Here is an 18,759-nt window from a genome sequence, read left to right on the forward strand (position 1 = left end):
ACCGGCGGCACCCACCCCGGTGACCGTCCGTTCCAGCCGAGAAAGAGACACCGTGACCCCGCCCGTGACGACAAGCGCACCGATCACCCCTCTGACGCCGACGCTGCAGCGCGTCGCCCAACACCTCGCGAACGGCTGTGCATCCCAAGAGATCGCCGCGAAGACAGGGCTCTCGGCGGTCACCGTCCGCCAGTACATCCGCGACATCCGCGCGAGCCTCCACTGCCCGCCCCGCTGCAAGCCCCCCGTCATCGTGCACCGCCTGTTCACCACCCAGCAGGTGGCCTCTCCCACGGCGGACAGGCCAGCTCCGAAGCTCAGCCCCGAGCAGCTGCTGCTGTTGCGAGCCGCCGCTGAGCACAGCGATACGCGCGACATCGCCGTCGCCGCCAAGCTCGCCCCGGCCGACCAGCGCGCCGCGCTCGACCAGCTCCTCGCCGACACGGGCGCACAGGACACCACCGAACTGGTGGTCCTGGCGCACGGCTGGCAGCTGCTGCCGGCCGAGCAGGCAGCCCACACGACGCGAAGCGGGGCAAGCCAGTGACCCGGCCTACGACCTCAGCGGCCAGCGAGTACCGCTCCGCCTCCGTCCCCTTCACGCAGACGCCGCCGACCGCCATCTACGAGATGCGCATGCTGCGCACGGCGGCCGAGCGCGAGGAAGCTGCGGCCCTCGTCCAGGACCGCCAGCGCTGGCTCACAATGCACGGCCTGCCAGTACCCGCCCGCGCCGACATCCCGGCACTCTTCCGCGAGGCGCAGACCATGTCCGCCGGACTGTACGAGGACGGAAAGCTGCTGGCCTGCATGATCCCCGAGCGTGACCCCGACCTGGGATGGGGCCAGGGCCCGTGCCTCTTCCTCCAAAGCGTTCACACCCTGCCCGGCCAGTCCGATGACATCACCCGCCTGATCACCCTGTGGGCGTCCGACTTCGCCGCCCGACTCGACCTCCACGTCGTACGGGCCGAGACCCTGGCCCGCCACACTCTCGAAGCCGAACCCCTCGCTGCCCTCCTGCGTCGGCTCACCGACAACGGCTGGGACGTGTGCGGATCCGGCCCCGGACGCGACGGCGATCGAGTCGCCCGCCTCGAACTCCCCGCCGAGCACCGCGCCGGGCTCCGCGCGCTGATCAGCTGCCAGGTCCACGCGCCTCAGCCGGCTCCGGATGATCGGAGCAACGCGTGACAACTGACGAACCGCAGCGGCCCGACCTCGCCCGCGAGCTGATCGCCCGCGCCACGGAATCGGCCACGCACCGGGCCAAGCGCGTACGCGACCAGCTCGACGCCGTCCAACTCGGACAGGGCCGGCACACCGACCACGTCAACACCAAGGTGCTGCGCCGCATCCTGGCCGACCACGACTGGCCCGGCCACCGCCTCGTCGGCCCCGACGCGGCCCGTGCCGCGTGGAGCATCGCCCTGCACAGCGACGACGAACCCGACTTTCAGCGCGCCGCCACCACCCTGCTGGGACGTGCGGTCCAGGCCGGCGACGCGCTGGTCCAGCACTGGGCGCACCTGCACGATCGCGCCCTCATCACCAGCGGGCGCGACCAGGAGTACGGCATCCAGCTCCTGCTGTGCGCCGACGGCATCGAGCTGTGCCCGCTGCGCGAGCCGGAGTCAGTCGACGCACGAAGGGCCACCGTGGGTCTGCCGCCGATCGCTGTCGCTCTGAAGGCGGTGCGCCGCCGGTACACCGCGCATGACTCTGCCGATGAAGGCCCGACCGTCGTCCTCGCGGGGGCCGCGTGAAGCAGCGGAACCCCAGGTTTTCCACCAGTCGGCCTCCCGGCCGCAACTCCGCTCTGCGAAAGGATCGTTGACAGATGAAGCTCACCACCGCCGTCCTCGCTGCCGGTGCTGCCGTCTCCGTCACCACCGCCGTGGTCGGAGCCGCCCGGCTCAGGCAGGACGCGCGGCACCAGGCCGAGCGCAACGAGGCGGTCGTCGCCCGCAACCAGCTCGACTGGCTGGCGCAGATGTCCACCAACGCCGACCTCGCCAAGCTCTGGGCGCCCGAGGACGTGGACGTCGAGGAGTACATGCAGCTGCTCCATGCCAACCAGCAGATCTGCACCCTCAGCCTGCGCGACCGCCTGGGCTTCGTCCGCGACGGACAACTGCCCTTCTACGCCTCGATGCTCATGAACAGCGACGTCTGCCGGCGCTACTGGGCCCGTTTCGGAGACCTCCGCGCCCAGGAGGCCGAGGGCGACGAACGCGCCGAGCACTTCACCAAGGTCCTGAACCAGGCCGCGAAGGCCCACCAGGAAGCGCAGCCCGTAGCAGCCTGACGGCACGGGGCCCATCGACTCCCAGACGTCCTGGACCAGGCGACGCCTTCGCCCGCCACCGTCTGGCACCAAGCTCCGGGCCCCGACCGGGTCCCGGGATCCCGCACCACCCATCGCCACTAGGAGGCAAGCATGACCGCCGTTCAGACGGAGAGGCCGACCGCCCCCGTGCAGTCGGACCTGGCAACCACCGACGAGACCGACCCGTTCGGACTCGACATCACCTTCATCGAGGGCACGCCGGCGACCGAGACGGTCCTGATGTGCAGCACGGGCGACACCTGCGGCAGCTCCTGCCCCAGCGCCTGCACCACCTCGTAAGCCGGGACACCCCGGCAACGCGGGCCGGACGGGGCTCTCCCCGTCCGGCCCGCCACGCAGAAGATGAGGAGAGCGCTGATGACACGGCACCGGTCCAGCCTGTATGAGGGCGCGGGGCAGGCCATGCTGCGCGCCGCGGTGCACACGACCGAGCCCGCTATGCCGCCCTGGCCAGCGACCACGGCGCCCGTGGAGGAGTGGCGCGTGTGGCTGAGCACGGTGTGGTCCGACACCGACTTCCGCCGGACCGTGTCGCAGGCGAGCCCTCACTTGACGGACCAGGTGCAGGCCATCATCGACGGCCGCACACCGAAGGTGCGCCGGATGCGCCGGGCGGCGCTGGCCACCGCCCGCTACGCGATCCGCTACGCCCGCCGCCCCACCCCCTACGGCCTGTTCGCCGGCGTCGCCCCGCTCGGCTTCGCCCAGGCCACGTCCGTGCGCTTCGGTGAGAAGCACCAGGCGGTCACCCGCCCCGACCCGGTGGGGCTCGCAGAGATACTCAGTGCCTGGGAGAGCGACGCTGCGCGCATGGCCGACGCCGAGGTCTGCGTCAACACCCTGATCCGACAGCGCGACCAGCACATCCACGTACCGTCCGAGGGCGATGCCGAGTTCCGCCTCGCCCTCAGCCCCGCGCTGCGTCTCGTACTCGACCTCGCGCGATCGCCGATCACGTACCGCCAGTTGTCCGACAAACTGGCCGCGGAGTTCCCCGCCGTGAGCGACACGGCGCGCGACCAGCTGCTAGGTGAACTGCTGCGGGTGCGGCTGCTGCGCTCCTCCCTGCGTGCTCCCGCCACCATCGCCGACCCCACCGACGTCTTACCGCCTGCAACGCACACCCAGGCAGCCGGCCTGCGGACAGCGTGCGACCTGCGGCTGGACGCCGACGTGCGGCTGCCCAAGCAGGTGCTGACCGAATCGGAGACCGCGGCCACCGTCCTGGCCCGCCTGGTCACCCATCCGAACGGGACACCGACCTGGCGCCGGTGGATCGAGCAGTTCTCCGAGCGCTACGGCGAGAACACCGCGGTGCCAGTGGAAGCGGTGACTGACCCCGACCGGGGCGTGGGCTTCCCGGCAGGGTTCGTCACGGCGAGCGAACCGCCCCGGCCGATGTCCCGGCGCGACCGCCTGCTGCTGGAGCTGGCCGGCACCGCAGCCGCCGAAGGCAGCCGCACTGTCGCGCTGACCGGGGCGATGATCGAGGAGCTGGAAGCAGCGGCCGGCGACAAGCCCCAGGTCCTGGCACCCCACCTCGAACTGGCCGCACAGGTCCACGCCTCCTGTCTTCCGGCCTTGGACCGAGGCGACTTCCGGCTGCACGTTCTGACCGTCTCCCGCTCAGCCGGATCGATGACCGGTCGGTTCTGGCACCTCCTGCCCGGCACCGAGACGGCGTACGCGAACTTGCCCACCGTCGATCCGGAGGCGGAACTCGCGCAGCTCTCCTTCCACGCCGGGCGGGTGCCGGCCGACCTGCTCACCCGCGCACCACAGGCCCTGCCCCGGATCGTCAGCGTCGGCGAATTCCGCCGTCCCGAACCGCACGTGCTCTTCCCACGCGACCTGGCGGTCACCGTCGCGGACGGCCGCCCCCAGCTGGTGGAGTCCGCGACGGGCAAGCCGCTGGAGCTGCTGGCCCCCACCGCCATCAACTTCCTGTGGAACAACTACACCCCGCCAATGGCCCGCTTCCTCGGCGAGATCAGCCGGGCCGCGTCCCCGCAGGTGACCTGGTTCGACTGGGGCGCCGCCTGGACCCTGCCCTTCACCCCGGCCCTCACCTACCGTCGCACCATCCTCACCACCGCCCGGTGGAAGATCCGCAGCCGTACGCTGCCTGCCCGCACCGCCCCACTCCAGCAGTGGGCGGACCAACTCCATGCCTGGCGTGCCCGGTTCCGCGTGCCGGATCGGGTCCTGCTCGCCGAAGACGACCAGCAGCTGCCCCTCGATCTCAACCGCGACGTCGACCTGGACCTCCTGCGCGCGCACCTGGACGCCAGCCCTCTCGGCATCGCCACCCTGCACGACGCACCCCCGCCGGACGCCGACGGGTGGATCGGCGGTCGGGCCCACAGCATCGTCGTCCCCCTGGCCAGGCGCTCATGACCACGACGACCGTGCCCCGTACGCAGGACCTGTCCGAGGGCGCCCTAGGGATGGCGCTGCTCGACATCGAGCGCCGTGATCTGTCCACCGCCCGCCGCCACCTCGCCCAGGCCACCGTCCGGGGCGTCAGCACCGGCAGCAACGCCAGCCTCTTCCACGGCGCACCCGCCCTGGAGTTCGTCCTGGACCGCGCCCACGGGGCCGCAAACGACGTCCGCGCGGCCGTCGACCGCGTCGTGGACGCCCGGCTCGCCGTCGCCCACCGCCGGCAGGAGGCCGGCACGCTGCCCCACCTCGCCGAATGGGACCTCATCCGCGGCATGACCGGGCTCGCCGCACTGCTGCTGTCCCGCCGCCCGATCGCGCCCCGGCTGCCCGACGTGCTCGCTTGCCTCGTCGCGCTCGCACACCCCGCCGGCAGTGACGGCAGGATCCTGCCCGGGTGGTGGTCGCCGGTCGGCCCCGACGGGAAGGACATGGCAGGCGGACACGGCAACAACGGCATGGCCCACGGCATCGCGGGGCCCCTGGCCGTGCTCTCCCTCGCCCTGCGCGCCGGAGTCAGCGTCCCCGGCCAGGAGGAGGCCGTCGGCACGTTCGCGACCTGGCTCGACCGGCACGGCGACCACTACTGGTCCACCGCAGCCCACATGGACGCCGACCAGCCGCCCGCAGCGGAGCCGGCCCGCCAGTCCTGGTGCTACGGCCAGCCCGGCATCGCCCGCGCCCAGCAGCTCGCCGCGCTTGCCCTCGGCGACCCTGTACGGCGCCAAGCGGCCGAGGACACCGTCGAGGCGATCCTCACCGACCCGCTGCGGCTCGCCCGGATCACCGACTCGTCGCTCTGCCACGGCTGGGCCGGGCTGCTGACTCTCACCCGCGCGGTCGCCGCCGACAGCACCAGCCCCGAACGCTTCACCCCGATCATCCAAGACCTGCACCGACGGCTGGCCGCCGACTGGGAGCACCTGCCCAAACCCGGATTCATGGAAGGCCGCGCCGGGGCCCAACTTGCCCTGAAGGCCACCGACGACACCGGTTGGACCCGCGTCCTCCTGCTCACCTGACCCCACCCCGCTGTCTCGCAAGGAGTTCCCCCCTCATGACCCTCGACGAAGAGAACCTGCCCGTCCCCCCGGACACGTCCTGGTGGCACGCCTCCGTGGCCTTTCCCGACCCGCACGCGGACGCCGCCCGGGCCCTGGCGACCGCGCTGGCCGGGCGCCGCTTCCACTTCCTGCGCAAGGACGCCGGCGTGCGCCTGCGTACCGAACAGCCCGTCGCCGACTTGCTGGACCAGCTCGTCGCCGACCGCGTGATCACCGGATGGGTGGGCGGGATCTACGAGCCGGAGACGCACGCCTTCGGCGGCCCCGAGGGCATGGAGGTCGCGCACGACGTGTTCTGCGCCGACAGCCCGGCCGCGCTCGCCGAGACCGGCACCCCCGGCGCCCGCGAACGCAGCGTGATGCTGCTGTCCGCCATGATCCGCAAGGCAGGGCTGGACCCGTTCGAAGCCGGAGACGTATGGGCCCGGTGGGCCGCCCTGCGCCCCCCCGTCACCCCGCCCCAGGGGCCCGCACTGGACAGAGCCGTCTCCGCGATGCGGCGGCTGATGAACGCGGACGCGGCCCTGCGCCCAGACGCGGAAGCGGGCTGGGTCGAGCGCGTCGCCGAGTTCGAGGACGCCGGCCGCCGCCTGCGCCGGCTCGCCGCAGACGGCCGACTGATACGCGGAATCCGGGCCGTCATCGCCCATCACGCGATCTTCGCGTTCAACCGTGCGGGCGTGCCTGCCGACGCGCAGGCCGCCACCGCATGGCTCGGCCGTCACGTCGCCTTCTCCACCGGAGAAGGAGCTGACGTGTCTACCCCCAAGTCCGCCTCAGCGGACCCTAGCCTCCCTCGAATGGAGACCTCCGTGACATCCGTAACCGACCCCAACCAGCTGCGCGAAGCCCTCGCCCAGCGGCTCGTCGACAGCGGCCACCTGCGCAGCAAGGCGGCCATCGACGCCTTCCGCACCACCGACCGGCACGCCTTCCTGCCCGGCGTCGACCTGGAGAGCGCGTACAAGGAGGACGCCGTCCCGATCAAGCACGACGAGCACGGGGAGATGATCTCCTGCATCTCCGCGCCGTCCATCGTCGCCACCCAGCTCGAACAGCTCGGCGCCCAGCCCGGTCACAAGGTCCTGGAGGCTGGAGCCGCCACCGGCTACAACGCCGCCCTTCTCGGCAAGATCGTCTCCCCCGGCGGGCAGGTGTGGACCCTCGACGTCGACCAGGACCTCGTCTCCGGCGCGAGCAAGCACCTCGTCGGCGTCGACAATGCCACCGCGGTGATGGCCGACGGCGCGGCCGGGCTGCCCGAGCACGCCCCCTATGACCGGATCATCTTCACCGTCGGCGCCGGCGACGTACCCGTGAAGATCCTCGACCAGCTCGCCCCCGGCGGACGCCTGGTCCTGCCGATGCGCATCCGCGGCAGCATCTCCCGATCCTTCGCCTTCGAACGCGACGGCGACACGTGGAAGACCGTCTCCTGCGAGATGGCCACCTTCATCCCGCTGCGCAAGGGCGTCTGCGACGACGTGTACACCCTCGTACCGATGGCAGGCGAGGGCAACGTGCGCCTGGAGACGTTCAGCGAGCAGGACGTCGACCGCGACGCGCTGCGCTCCGTCCTCGACCAGCAGCAGACCAAGCTCTACACCGGGGTGAAGTTCCGGAGGGGCTCAGCCTGGGAGTGGCTGTACCTGTACCTGGCCTGCGTGCTGCCCAACGGCCTGTCCCGGCTGCCGGGCCAGCGCCCCGGGTTCACCCCGCACTTCGGGTGGGGCTCCATGGCCGCCCTCGACGGCGGGTCGCTGGCATACCTGACCATCCGGGAGGGCGAGGACGAGCAGGGCCGGTACTGGGAAGTCGGCGTGATCGGCCACGGCGAGGGCAGCGCCGACCTCGCCGAGCGCGTCGTGAGCGAGATCCGCGCCTGGGACGCGACCGGCGGCAACGACGCCCCCGAGCCGGGCTTCCGGATGGCCGTCGCGGACTCGCGTGACCGGCTGACGGCGGACGACGCCCGCTTCCTCGTCGACAAGCCCTACAGCCGACTCGTCATCGACTGGGCGCGCAAGGGCTGAGCCGATGATCCCCGCGATAGCCAGCCGCATCCCCCTGGTCCTCCGCACCAAGGCGCCCGCGCTCCCCTTGGAGGAGCGCATCAACCACCTCACCGGGCTGACCGTCGCGCCCGCAGGTGCGAGCCACCACGACCTGGTGGCCCGCGCCTGCGGGGTCCTCAACTACGCCGCGCTCATCGCCTCCGACGTCGGCCTGCCCAACCTGGCCGCCGACCTGTGCTGGCGCCAGCACCAGGTCTTCGCCGACGCCGGACGCCTGAGCGGACCGATCGCAGTCATGTCGCTGATGCCGCTGGTCAACCTCTCCCGGCTGCTGACCCGGGACGGCCAGGGCGAGGCCGCCTACGACCTGCTGGTCCGCCTCAACCGCGCCGCGCGGCAGCGGGAGAAGACCGAGATCGATGGCCACACCGTCGACCTCTCGACCCTGACCGGCACGGACGAGGATCACCGCGCGGTGTGCCAGGAGCTGTACGTCACCCTCCTCGTGGACGGCGCCCGCGCCCTCGCCTGCATCGGCCGGTGGGCCGAGGCCGCCGACGCCATGACCCAGCACCGCGGCATCGGCAACCGGCTCCTCGACGGCCGCCAGATCAAGATCATGGCCCTGATGGAACAGGGTCTGGACCAACAGGCCCGCGACCTGATCGACACCACCCAGCCCACGGAGCCTTGGGAGGGAGCCATCGCCCTCCTCCTGCACGCCCACTGCCGGCCCGTAGACACCCCCGTCCCTGAACGCGACCTCGACCGCACCCTTGATGAGGCCGTCCAGCTCCTTGCCCACCCCGATCCGCCGACTGCCGCCTTCCAGACCCGGACGGGCCTGTCAGCCCTGGAACTGGACCGCACCGGACGACATGCCGCCCCCATACTCGACTCCCTCGTCAGCGTCGCCCGACTCGACGCCTACGCCGCACGAGACGCACTGCACCACCCCGTCGCCGCGTCCGCCCTGGACGACGGGGCGACAGACGCGCTCAACGCGGTGATCGCCGCGGCCGGACTGGGATCCGGCGTCCTGTCCGCCCACCACCATGAGGCTCTGACGGGCGCGGTCGGCCACGCCGAGACAGAACTGGAAAGGCTGCTGCAGGCCGAACCAGATCCCAGCTAAGAGGGGACGACCCGGGATGCCCCCGTGCTGCCCACGCTGTTTGGCGGTGTCGGCGTTTCGGCCATTTCCTGCCCGCAGCCGCTCCAAGCCAGACCAGGGATCCCGCGCCCGCGGGGTTCCTGACGCAGGAAATAGCGGGCTCCGCAGCACGACCGAATGACGTGTGTTCGATATCGCAGCCGTGTCGTTAGACCTCACGACTCTGCCGCAGCGACCGTCCTAGGGGGAACGATGACCTCGGCCATTACGCAGGACCAGCCGCCGCAACCGCCCAAGAAGACCGCGCCGGACGACGAACCGCAGGAGGCCGGTGTTCGAGAGGAGGAATACCTCTACCGCGACGAGTCGAGGCTCCAGGCCGGCTCCCTGCTGACCTCCCGCACCATGGCGCGGCGCCTTCCCTCGCTCGTGCGGCGCTCGGTGCAGATGGCCTGGCGCGTGGACCGCGGCGCGACCATCGGCCTGCTGGTGTGCCAGATCGGGACCGGCCTCCTCGCTGCCCTCAGCCTCCTGGCCGTCACGGGCACGATCACCGCGCTGATCTCCTCGGGCGACATCACCGAGCGGCTGTGGGACGCCGCCCCGCAGCTGGCCGTGATCGCCGCCGCCACCGGCCTGCGCACCCTGCTGGGCATCACCGTCGTCTGGCTGACCGGCCGTCTGCGCCCGGTGCTCGGCCGGGCAGCGGAGCTGACGATGATCGAGGCCGCGCTCGGCGCGGAATTGGCCGCCAACAACAAGCCCGGCTACAACGACGCCTACGACATCGCCGACCGCGGCGCCCAGGTCACCCCCGACCTCGTCGAAGAAGCGCAGGACGTCCTCGCGGCCACCGCCACGCTCGCGGCAGGCGCCACCGTCCTGACCGTCCTGCACCCCCTGCTCCTTCCCCTGCTCTTCCTCGCCTGCCTGCCGCAGGCCGCCGCCTACGTCCGCTCCGCCCGCGTGATCTACCTCGCCGGGCTGGAGACCTCCGGGCGGCGCCGGATGCTGGGCAAGCTGCGCTGGCACATGGCCTATCAGGAGTCCAGTGAGGAGATGCGCGCCTGCCTGGCCGGCCCTTTCCTGATCGGCCGCTACCGGCGGCTGGCCGCCTCGGTCAACGCCGCCGAACGCCAAGCCGCGAACACCGGTGCCTGGATGGGACTGGCCGGAGCAGTGGCCGGCGGGATCGCCTCGACCGCGGTGTGGGCGGCGCTGCTGTGGCTCCTGGCCTCCGGGCGGATGAGCCTGGCGGCCGGCGGCGGCGCCGTATTCGCTCTCCAGACCGCCACCGGCTCAGTGCGCGGCATCATCAACGGCGGGGCCCGCCTGGTGCGCACCGGCTGGTACGTACAGGACTGGCAGAACTTCCTCGACAACGCCCACGGCCAGGCCATGACCGACTCCCGCGGCACCGCGCCCGTGACCACGGCCCCGGAGCGCTTCGAGGTCCGCGACGTCACCTACCGCTACGACGGCGCCCCCAAGGACAGCCTGAGCAACGTCTCCCTGCACGTGCGACGCGGGGAGATCGTGGCGCTCGTCGGGGAGAACGGCTCCGGCAAGACGACCCTCTCGCGCCTGCTGTGCGGACTGCTGCTGCCCACCGAGGGCGACGTGGCCTGGGACCACGCCTCCACCGCGGACCTGCACCCGTGGGGGTCGTGGGAGCACGTCGCGCTGGTCCCGCAGAAGTTCACGTACCTGCCGCTGACGATGCGTGACAACATCACGTTCGGGCAGGGCGACACCAGCGACGCGGCCCTGCTAGCCGCCTGCGAGGCGTCCGGCGCCGCGGAGATGCTGCCGGGCCTCCGCTCCGGCCTGAACACCCTCCTGACCAGCGAGTGGTTCGGCGGACAGCAGCTCTCCGGCGGGCAGTGGCAGCGCCTGGTCCTCACTCGCGCGTTCCACCGGCAGGCGGCGCTGCTGGTGATGGATGAACCCACGGCCGCCCTCGACGCCCGCGCAGAGCACCGGATCTTCGCCGGCCTGCGCGAACTGGCCAAGGACCGCGCCATCCTGCTGATCACGCACCGCCTCACCAACGTGGCCGTCGCCGACCGGATCGTGGTCCTGGACGAAGGGCGGATCGTCCAGGAGGGCACCTACGCCCAGCTCACCCAGGAGCCGGGTCTCTTCCGGACCCTGTGGGAGCTGCAGCGCCGGATGAGCGGCGACACCCCCTGATCACCCGGCCCGTGCGAGGCCACCGTTCTGCCAGGCAGAGACACAGGGCCGCTCCCGATGCTCCCTCCGCTCCACGTCCGAACCCGCCCAACTAGCCCCGGAAGGAATGCCGTGACGACTCCACCGGCTACGAAAGTTAGCGACGTGAGCGAGCTTCGCCACCAGCTCGTCGAGCAACTCCGCGCCGACAACCACATCCGCACCGCCGCTGTCGAGCGCGCCTTCGGAACCGTGCCCCGGCACGTCTTCGCTCCCGATGTCGCTGTGGAAGCGGCGTACGCCAACGACATCATCCCCACCCGCCACGCGCCCGACGGCCGGGTGATCAGCTCCGTTTCCGCACCGTGGCTACAGGCCGACATGCTCGAAGCCGCTCGCATTCGGCCTGGCCACCGCGTCCTGGAGATTGGCTCCGGGGGCTACAACGCCGCCCTCATGGCCGAACTCGTCGGCCCGGCCGGGCACGTCACCACCCTCGACATCGACCCTGCCGTCGCCGAGAGGGCCACCCGCCTCCTCAGCGAGAACGGATACGACCAAGTCCACGTCGTCACCGCCGACGCCGAGCACCTGCCCACCGGTGTGGTTCCGGACGGCGGCTTCGACGCCATCGTGGTCACCGTCGACACCTGGGACCTGCCCTGGATCGACGCCCTGGCCGAAGGCGGCCGTCTCATTGCACCGCTGCGTCTGTACGGCTACCACTGGGCCATCGACTTCACCAGGGACGATGGGGCACTGCACAGCGACGAGCCCCTCATCGTCTGCGGCTTCGTCGCCATGCAGGGCGACGGCGCCTGGCAGACGAACCGCCACGCCGTCCCCGGCACCGGAGTCCACCTGTCCTGGGAAGACGGCACCCCGCTGCCTGTCGACCAACTCGCCCCAGCCCTCACCCACGAGCCGACCGTCACCCGCACCAACATCACCGTCCGCGGTCAGGAACCCTTCGACGCCCTCACCCTCTACCTCGCCGGCGCCCTGCCCGGCTTCTGCCGCCTGGAGGTCGACCCCAACGGCGACAACCAGGTCCTGAACCCGCCGCCCCAGCACTGGCCCGGCGCCGCCATCGTCCGCGGAGCCTCCCTCGCCCAGCTGGCCACCGAACGCATCGGCGACGGAGACGACGGCAAGGGCCTGTACGAGTTCGTCGTCCACGGCTATGGCGCCCAAGGACACGTCGCCGCACAGGAGATGGCCGAGCAGGTCGAGCACTGGCAGCGCAACCACCGCGGTGCCCGCTGCCCCCTCATCACCGCCCGCCCGGCAGCCGGCTGTACCCCGGCGGGCACGGACCACGAACCGCACGTGTTCGCCAAGAAGCACACCCGCATCACCGTGGACTGGCCGATCGTTCCCAGCAGCGCTGCCCTGCTCACCAACCCGGGGAGCTGCAGCGCCCGATGAACGGCTGTGCCTCCTGATCACCGCTCGCCCGCCCGCGCTGCACTCGCCCGTCCACCGTCTCGGAAGGCAGAGCTACGTGACCTCTCCCGTCTCCCCTTCGGATCACGTCACACCGCGTGCCGCCCTGTTCACGGGACAGCACGCCGCATCCCGGCACGCAGTATGGCTCGGCGCCGCCGCGATCATCACCGACGAGGTCGGCCGGGTCCTGCTGGTGCACCCCACCTACCGCGAGGACGGCTCGTGGCTGCTGCCCGGAGGCGTCGTCGAACCCGGCGAACATCCGGACGTCACTTGCCGCCGCGAGATCACCGAGGAACTGGGCCTGGCGAACCTGCCCCTGGTGGGCGTACTTGCCGTCCACTCCCTCTCCCCGCACCACCCCGACATTCAGCCCGGCACTCCCTTCCCCGGGGAGATCCGGTTCGTCTTCGATGGGGGAACCCTCTGCCCCGACCAAGTCGAGGCCATCCGCCTGCCGCGCGAGGAGCTGTCCGAGTTCGCCTTCCTGGAGACCCGGGATGCGGTACAGCGGCTGCGCCCTGTGGACGGGCAGATCATGCTCGCCGCCTACCGTGCCCGGCTCGGGAACACCGCCACCGCTCACCTCGCCGACGGCCGACACATCCTCGACGTCCCGGCGCTGGACCGCCATGACGTGCACGTCCGCTACCGGCCTTTGTGGGACAGCCCTCTCAACCGCGGCCCCGTCCCCGAGTGGCTCCCCGTGCAGCAAGCCTGGGCGTGGTGCTTCGTCCCCGACGGCCGGGTCGTCCTCGTGGCCGACCCCGGCCCCCGTGGCGCCCTGCCGATGCTGCCCGGCGGCACCGTGGAGACGACCGACACGACGCCCGAGGACACCCTGCACCGCGAAGCCGCCGAGGAAGCCCAACTCACCCTGGCCGATCCGGTACGACTGGGCTGGGTGCTGGACGAGACCGGCGAGGTCTACGGCGGAGTGGGGCCCAACGCCCGGCTCCGCCTGGCCGCCCGGGTCACCGCCATCGGGCCTGCGACCGCCGACCCCGCCACCGGGCGCCCTTTCGCCCGCCTGCTCGCCACCCCCGCCCAGACAGCCGCTCTCCTGGGATGGGGCCCGCCCGGAGCGCGGCAAGCCCTGCTCGCCGCGGAGACAGCCCGGAAGCGGTGGCGCCTGCCCACGGCTCGCGCCGCCGCCATCGAGGAAGTCCCGCCGGAGGGGATGCGGCTGAGCTGACACGAACGACCACCCCGCCTCGACTCGTCCCGCTCCACGCACCTCTGAGGTAGCCCCATGCCGCTGTCGCACCACCACATCCGCACCACCGTCGAGACCTACCTTGCTCGCCACCCTCACGAGCGAGAACAGCTCGGCGGCCTCCTGGACGCCCTCGACCGTCCCACCGACATCGCCAGCCGGACCACCTTCACCGGACACGTCACCTGCGGCGCGATCGTCGTCGACCCGCCCGGCCGCGTCCTGCACGTGCTGCACCTGGCGAGCGGGAAGGTCCTCGCCCCCGGCGGACACACCGAGCCCGCCGACGAGTCCCTGGCAGCAGCGGCGCTGCGGGAGCTGCACGAGGAGACGGGGATCCCGTCCCAGGCCGTGACACCGTGGCCCGGCTACGAGGCCGTGCCGTTCGACATCGACATCCACGACATCGACGCCCACCCGGGCAAAGGCGAACCCGGCCACCAGCACTTCGACCTCCGGTTTCTCTTCCGCCTGCACACCGCGACCGAGGTGCCGGTGGTGCTGCAGGACGAAGAGGTCGGCGGCATCGAGTGGCGGCCCGTGGACAGGGTGACCTCCCCCTCCCTGCGCGAGAAGCTGCTCAAGCTCACACCGGAGACCGAACCGCAGACCGCCAACGCCTCCGCCCTGATCTACAACGACCGCGGCGAGTACCTGCTCCACCTGCGCGACTACTTCCCCGGCCGGATCTGGGAGCCAGGCATGTGGTCCCTGCTGGGCGGCGGCCGAGAGCCCCAGGACGCCACCCTGGAACACACCGTGCGGCGCGAACTGGCCGAGGAAGCCGGCCTCGACATCGCCGGCCTGACCCCGTTCGGCACCGAGTACGCCTCCGACGACGCCGGCGCGAGCGTGCCCATCGCCATCTACGCCGGCCGCTGGAACGGCGATCCCCGCGAACTCCGCCTGACGGAAGGGGTGATGCTGGCCTGGTTCGCCCCCGACGACCTCCACCGCCTGCGCATCGCAGACACCACCAGCGACCTCGTACGGCGCCACGCCGCCAGCCTCCCGGCCAACACCGCGCCGCAGAGCGGGCCCTCATCGCACGAGGAGCGCCGCCCAGCATCGCCGCACGGCACGGTCCTCAACGTCATCGGCGTCCACCTCTACCTGGAGCGGCCCGACGGGACGGTGCTGCTCGGGCTGCGCCACCCCGACTCCGCGTTCGCGCCGTCCACCTGGCACGCCCTGGCCGGCCACTGCGAGCAGGAGAGCGCCATCACCTGCCTGATCAGGGAGGCCCGGGAGGAAGCCGGTCTGCACATCGAGCGACGGGACGTCGAACTCGTCCATGTCGTCCACCACATCGACCGGGCCGGGGACCAGCCCCGCATGGGCCTGTTCTTCCGCGCCCGGACCTGGACCGGCGAGCCGGAACTACGTGAGCCGGACAAGTGCACCCAGTGGAAGTTCTGGGACCCCGCCGCGCTCCCCGACAACCTCGTTTCCTACACCCGCCAAGCCATCGCAAAGATCCAGAACGGGGATATGTACAGCGAGACGGGCTGGCGCACATGACCGGCACACCGAGCGGCGCACACCGTCGCCTGTCCACTGCAACTGCGGCCGGCCGTGAGGACACCCGCCTCGTGGTGATCCGCGGCAACTCGGCGTCAGGCAAGTCGAGTGTGGCCCAGGGCCTGCGAGATCACTACGGCCGCGGTATCGCGATCGTGGGCCAGGACGTGATCCGCCGGAACGTGCTCAGGGAACACGACACCGCGCGCGGCGCCAACATCGCCCTGCTCGGCCGGATCGCACGCGAAGCACTGAACGCCGGCTTTCACGTGGTGCTCGAAGGGATCCTGTACGCCGACCGCTACAGCCACATGATCACGTCTCTGGTACGCGACCACCGCGGCGTCTCCAACTGCTATTACCTGGACGTGCCGCTGGAAACGACGTTTGTCCGACACGCGTCGAAGGCGGATGCCGCGTACCTGGCGCAAGTCACCGACAACCACCTCGCCTCCTGGTACCGCGAACTGGATCTGCTGCCCGGCAGTCTGGAGACCGTGATCCCGGCCGACAGCACGCTGCAGGACACCATCGCGCGAATCCTGCGCGAAACCGATCTAGCCTCTGCCTCCCCCGTCCCGCCACCGCAGTGCAAGCCGTCACAGGGAGACTCGATGGACCTTCTGGTGTTGATGTCCGATCCGCGGGTCGCCGCGATCCCGATGCGCGAGTGTGGGGAGCCGCTCGTCGACGTGCGTGACCACAGCTTCCGCGTCGACCCCCGCAGGCAAGATCCGCTGGGCGCTTTCGCCCACGTCCGCGAGGGCGTCCTCGCCCGGCTGGAGCACGCCCGCTCGCTTCTGCCCGCTGGCACGGACCTGCTGTTCATCGAGGGCTACCGGCCGCTGGTCCTACAGCAGCGCTACTTCACCGAGTACCGGGGCGAGTTGGCCGCCGCTCACCCCGGCTGGACAGCTGAGCGGCTGCATCAGGCCGCCAGCCGGTACGTGTCGCCGCCGGAGATCGCGCCTCACTCCGCGGGCGCGGCCGTGGACGTAACCCTCGCCGACCAGGACGGCCACGAACTCGACCTCGGCACCCGCGTCAATGCCTCCCCCGAGGAGAGCGACGGGGCCTGCTTCACTCACGCCCCGAACCTCAGCGATCGTGCGCGCTACCACCGCACGCTGCTGCTCAACGCCATGGAGAACGCAGGTTTTACCAACTATGGAGCGGAGTTCTGGCACTTCTCGGTAGCGGACCGGTACGACGCGCTGATGAGGCAGGAGCCGCACGCGCGTTACGGACCGATCGAACTGCCCTAGCTGTTCTGTCTCGGGAGGTTGTGGACGGGTGAGCCAGGTCTCGGCTGAAGGATCTTGAACAGGTGAGGGCCTTCCGGGTTCGGTGTGGATTGCGACGTCTACACCGACCAGAAAGGCCCTCGTGGTTCACCGTAATGCACCCCTGACCGAGACCGGCCGCCTGCGTCTGGCCCGCTGCGTGGTCGAGGACCGCTGGCCGTTGCGGCGGGCCGCCGAGCGCTTCCAGGTCTCACCCACCACGGCCCAGCGATGGGCCGAGCGCTACCGGCAGTTCGGCGAAGCCGGGATGTCCGACCGTTCCTCCCGCCCTCATCACAGCCCGCGCCGGACACCGACCCGCACCGAACGCCGGATCATCAAGGTCAGGCTCCTGCGCAGATGGGGACCGGCCCGCATCGCACACCTGCTCGGCCTGGTGCCCTCCACCGTCCACCGGGTCCTCGTCCGCTACCGACTGGCCCGCCTCACGCACCTGGACCGCGCCACCGGCCGGGTCATACGCCGCTACGAACGCGACCGCCCGGGCGAACTCGTGCATGTGGACATCAAGAAGCTCGGCAACATCCCCGACGGCGGAGGCCACAAGGTGCTGGGCCGGCAAGCGGGCCGCAAGACCCGCTCGAACGCCGGCTACAGCTACCTCCACACCGCTGTCGACGACCACTCCCGCCTCGCCTACAGCGAGATCCACGCGGATGAGAAGAAGGAGACCGCGACCGGTTTCTGGACCCGCGCCCAGGCGTTCTTCACCCAGGCCGGCATCACCGTCGAACGGGTGCTGACCGACAACGGCTCCTGCTACCGCTCCCGCCACTGGCGCGACCTGCTCACCGCGGCCGGGATCGCCCACAAGCGCACCCGGCCCTACCGGCCGCAGACCAACGGCAAGGTCGAACGCTTCAACCGCACCCTGCTCGACGAGTGGGCCTACGCCCGGCCCTACCGCTCAGAGACCGAACGACGCGAAGCGTTCCCCGGCTGGCTGCACACCTACAATCACCACCGCGGACACACCGCGCTCGCAGGCAAACCACCCGCCAGCCGCGTCCCCAACCTCACAGGGCAATACACCTAGGGAGTGTCCGACGGATCATGATCGGAGCCATAAGCGGATCGCTGCTGCGGTGACGGTGCCATGGAAGACGTAGGCCCTCTTGTCGTAACGGGTTGCGACGGCACGGGAGTTCTTGAGCCGGTTGATGGTGCGTTCGACCTCGTTGCGTCGCTTGTAGCGGTCGCGGTCGAAGCCGGTGGGTCTGCCGCCCGCACTGCCTTTGCGGCGGCGGTTGGCTCGCTGGTCCCTCGGTTCCGGAATCGTGTGCCGGATGCGGCGTCGTCGCAGGTAGCGGCGGTTGCGGCGGGAGCTGTAGGCCTTGTCGCCGCTGACGTGGTCGGGCCGGGTCCGAGGCCGTCCGCCCAGCGGGCGGGGAACCCGGATTCGGTCCAGGACCTCAATCATCTGCGGGGCGTCACCCCACTGACCTGGAGTGATCAGAAGGGCCATGGGGCGGCAGCCGCCCTCGCCGGCAAGGTGGATCTTGCAGGTCAGGCCGCCCCGGGACCGTCCGAGTCCCTCGTCGGGGCGGTGGTGCCGGGGCGTCGTACTTTTTTCGGGATCCGCGGCTTGGCCGTGCGGGCGCCAGCCGCGTGCTGGTGGGCCCGGCAGGACGTCGAGTCGACGCCGATCATGCCCCAGTCGATCCGCCCGGCAAGGTCGGCGTCGGCCTGGACCGCCTGCAGGATCCGGTCCCAGGTACCGTCCGCCGACCAGCGACGATGCCGCTCGTAGACGGTTTTCCAGGAGCCGTAGCGTTCCGGCAGATCACGCCACGGGACACCGGTACGTATCCGGAACAGGATCCCGTTGAGCACCGTGCGGTGGTCGCTCCACCGGCCGCCTCGGCCACCTGGAGGCGGCAGATGCGGCTCCAGCAGTAACCACTCGCGATTCGTCAGATCCCCCCGACCCATGACCCAACCAACGAGCGACCAGTCAAAAAGTCACATGATCCGCCGGACAGAACCTAGCGCGCTGGCATCCTCGTCCACTTCATCGCCACCCACGCCGATCCGGACGGACAGGAGCGCCGCCACCGCACCCTGGCCCGGTTGCGATCCCAAGACCGCGACGGACGGAACACATCGAACGGA

At 71.0% G+C, this 18,759-nt stretch carries 16 protein-coding genes; 15 read left to right on the forward strand and 1 reads right to left on the reverse strand.

All coding sequences use genetic code 11. The features are described 5' to 3' along the window. The first annotated feature begins 64 nt into the window (after positions 1–64). The 15 genes from QQM72_RS08705 (at position 65) to QQM72_RS08775 (ending at position 17,683) form a co-directional block, all read left to right on the forward strand. Positions 65–547 (forward strand): LuxR C-terminal-related transcriptional regulator, encoded by a 483-nt coding sequence (locus tag QQM72_RS08705; protein WP_314220214.1) that lies wholly within the window; start codon positions 65–67, stop codon positions 545–547. Then, on the forward strand, positions 544–1,194 hold the full coding sequence (locus tag QQM72_RS08710) for a hypothetical protein (protein ID WP_314220215.1): 651 nt from the start codon (positions 544–546) through the stop codon (positions 1,192–1,194). Before QQM72_RS08705 ends, QQM72_RS08710 begins: the two co-directional genes overlap by 4 nt. After that, positions 1,191–1,766 (forward strand): DUF6624 domain-containing protein, encoded by a 576-nt coding sequence (locus QQM72_RS08715; protein WP_314220216.1) that lies wholly within the window; start codon positions 1,191–1,193, stop codon positions 1,764–1,766. Before QQM72_RS08710 ends, QQM72_RS08715 begins: the two co-directional genes overlap by 4 nt. A gap of 74 nt (positions 1,767–1,840) precedes the next feature. Continuing rightward, on the forward strand, positions 1,841–2,308 hold the full coding sequence (locus QQM72_RS08720; RefSeq protein ID WP_057608337.1) for a DUF6082 family protein: 468 nt from the start codon (positions 1,841–1,843) through the stop codon (positions 2,306–2,308). Between the two features lie 132 nt (positions 2,309–2,440). Further along, entirely contained in the window at positions 2,441–2,629 is a 189-nt protein-coding gene (locus QQM72_RS08725; protein WP_057608338.1) for an FxLD family lanthipeptide, read from the forward strand. Positions 2,630–2,707: 78 nt separating this feature from the next. Further along, positions 2,708–4,747, forward strand: coding sequence for a lantibiotic dehydratase family protein (locus tag QQM72_RS08730; protein WP_314220217.1), 2,040 nt, complete (start codon positions 2,708–2,710; stop codon positions 4,745–4,747). Further along, on the forward strand, positions 4,744–5,814 hold the full coding sequence (locus QQM72_RS08735) for a lanthionine synthetase C family protein (RefSeq protein WP_314220218.1): 1,071 nt from the start codon (positions 4,744–4,746) through the stop codon (positions 5,812–5,814). The genes QQM72_RS08730 and QQM72_RS08735 overlap by 4 nt, the downstream gene beginning before the upstream one ends. Positions 5,815–5,849: 35 nt before the next feature. Next, positions 5,850–7,889, forward strand: a complete 2,040-nt coding sequence (gene fxlM, locus QQM72_RS08740; RefSeq protein ID WP_314220219.1) for a methyltransferase, FxLD system — start codon at positions 5,850–5,852, stop codon at positions 7,887–7,889. 4 nt (positions 7,890–7,893) lie between these two features. Continuing rightward, on the forward strand, positions 7,894–9,006 hold the full coding sequence (locus QQM72_RS08745) for a hypothetical protein (RefSeq protein ID WP_314220220.1): 1,113 nt from the start codon (positions 7,894–7,896) through the stop codon (positions 9,004–9,006). Between the two features lie 231 nt (positions 9,007–9,237). Continuing rightward, complete coding sequence (locus QQM72_RS08750; protein ID WP_314220221.1) at positions 9,238–11,178, forward strand: ABC transporter ATP-binding protein; 1,941 nt, start codon at positions 9,238–9,240, stop codon at positions 11,176–11,178. A gap of 144 nt (positions 11,179–11,322) precedes the next feature. Then, complete coding sequence (gene fxlM, locus QQM72_RS08755; protein WP_314220222.1) at positions 11,323–12,585, forward strand: methyltransferase, FxLD system; 1,263 nt, start codon at positions 11,323–11,325, stop codon at positions 12,583–12,585. A gap of 76 nt (positions 12,586–12,661) precedes the next feature. Continuing rightward, positions 12,662–13,801, forward strand: coding sequence for an NUDIX hydrolase (locus tag QQM72_RS08760; protein ID WP_314220223.1), 1,140 nt, complete (start codon positions 12,662–12,664; stop codon positions 13,799–13,801). Positions 13,802–13,858: 57 nt separating this feature from the next. Beyond that, a complete protein-coding gene (locus QQM72_RS08765; RefSeq protein WP_314220224.1) occupies positions 13,859–15,343 on the forward strand; it encodes an NUDIX domain-containing protein in 1,485 nt (494 codons plus the stop codon). Continuing rightward, on the forward strand, positions 15,340–16,608 hold the full coding sequence (locus QQM72_RS08770; RefSeq protein WP_314220225.1) for a M15 family metallopeptidase: 1,269 nt from the start codon (positions 15,340–15,342) through the stop codon (positions 16,606–16,608). The genes QQM72_RS08765 and QQM72_RS08770 overlap by 4 nt, the downstream gene beginning before the upstream one ends. Positions 16,609–16,729: 121 nt before the next feature. Beyond that, entirely contained in the window at positions 16,730–17,683 is a 954-nt protein-coding gene (locus QQM72_RS08775) for an IS481 family transposase (protein ID WP_314220226.1), read from the forward strand. 15 nt (positions 17,684–17,698) lie between these two features. On the opposite strand, the gene QQM72_RS08780 is transcribed toward QQM72_RS08775, so the two are convergent. After that, a protein-coding gene (locus tag QQM72_RS08780) for an IS5 family transposase (protein WP_314220227.1) occupies positions 17,699–18,579 on the reverse strand; the annotation gives its coding sequence in 2 pieces (ribosomal slippage) (positions 17,699–18,213 and positions 18,213–18,579; 882 coding nt in all). Positions 18,580–18,759: the final 180 nt, after the last annotated feature.

Source organism: Streptomyces zaehneri (assembly GCF_032248645.1).
GTDB classification, from domain to species: Bacteria; Actinomycetota; Actinomycetes; order Streptomycetales; family Streptomycetaceae; genus Streptomyces; species Streptomyces coriariae.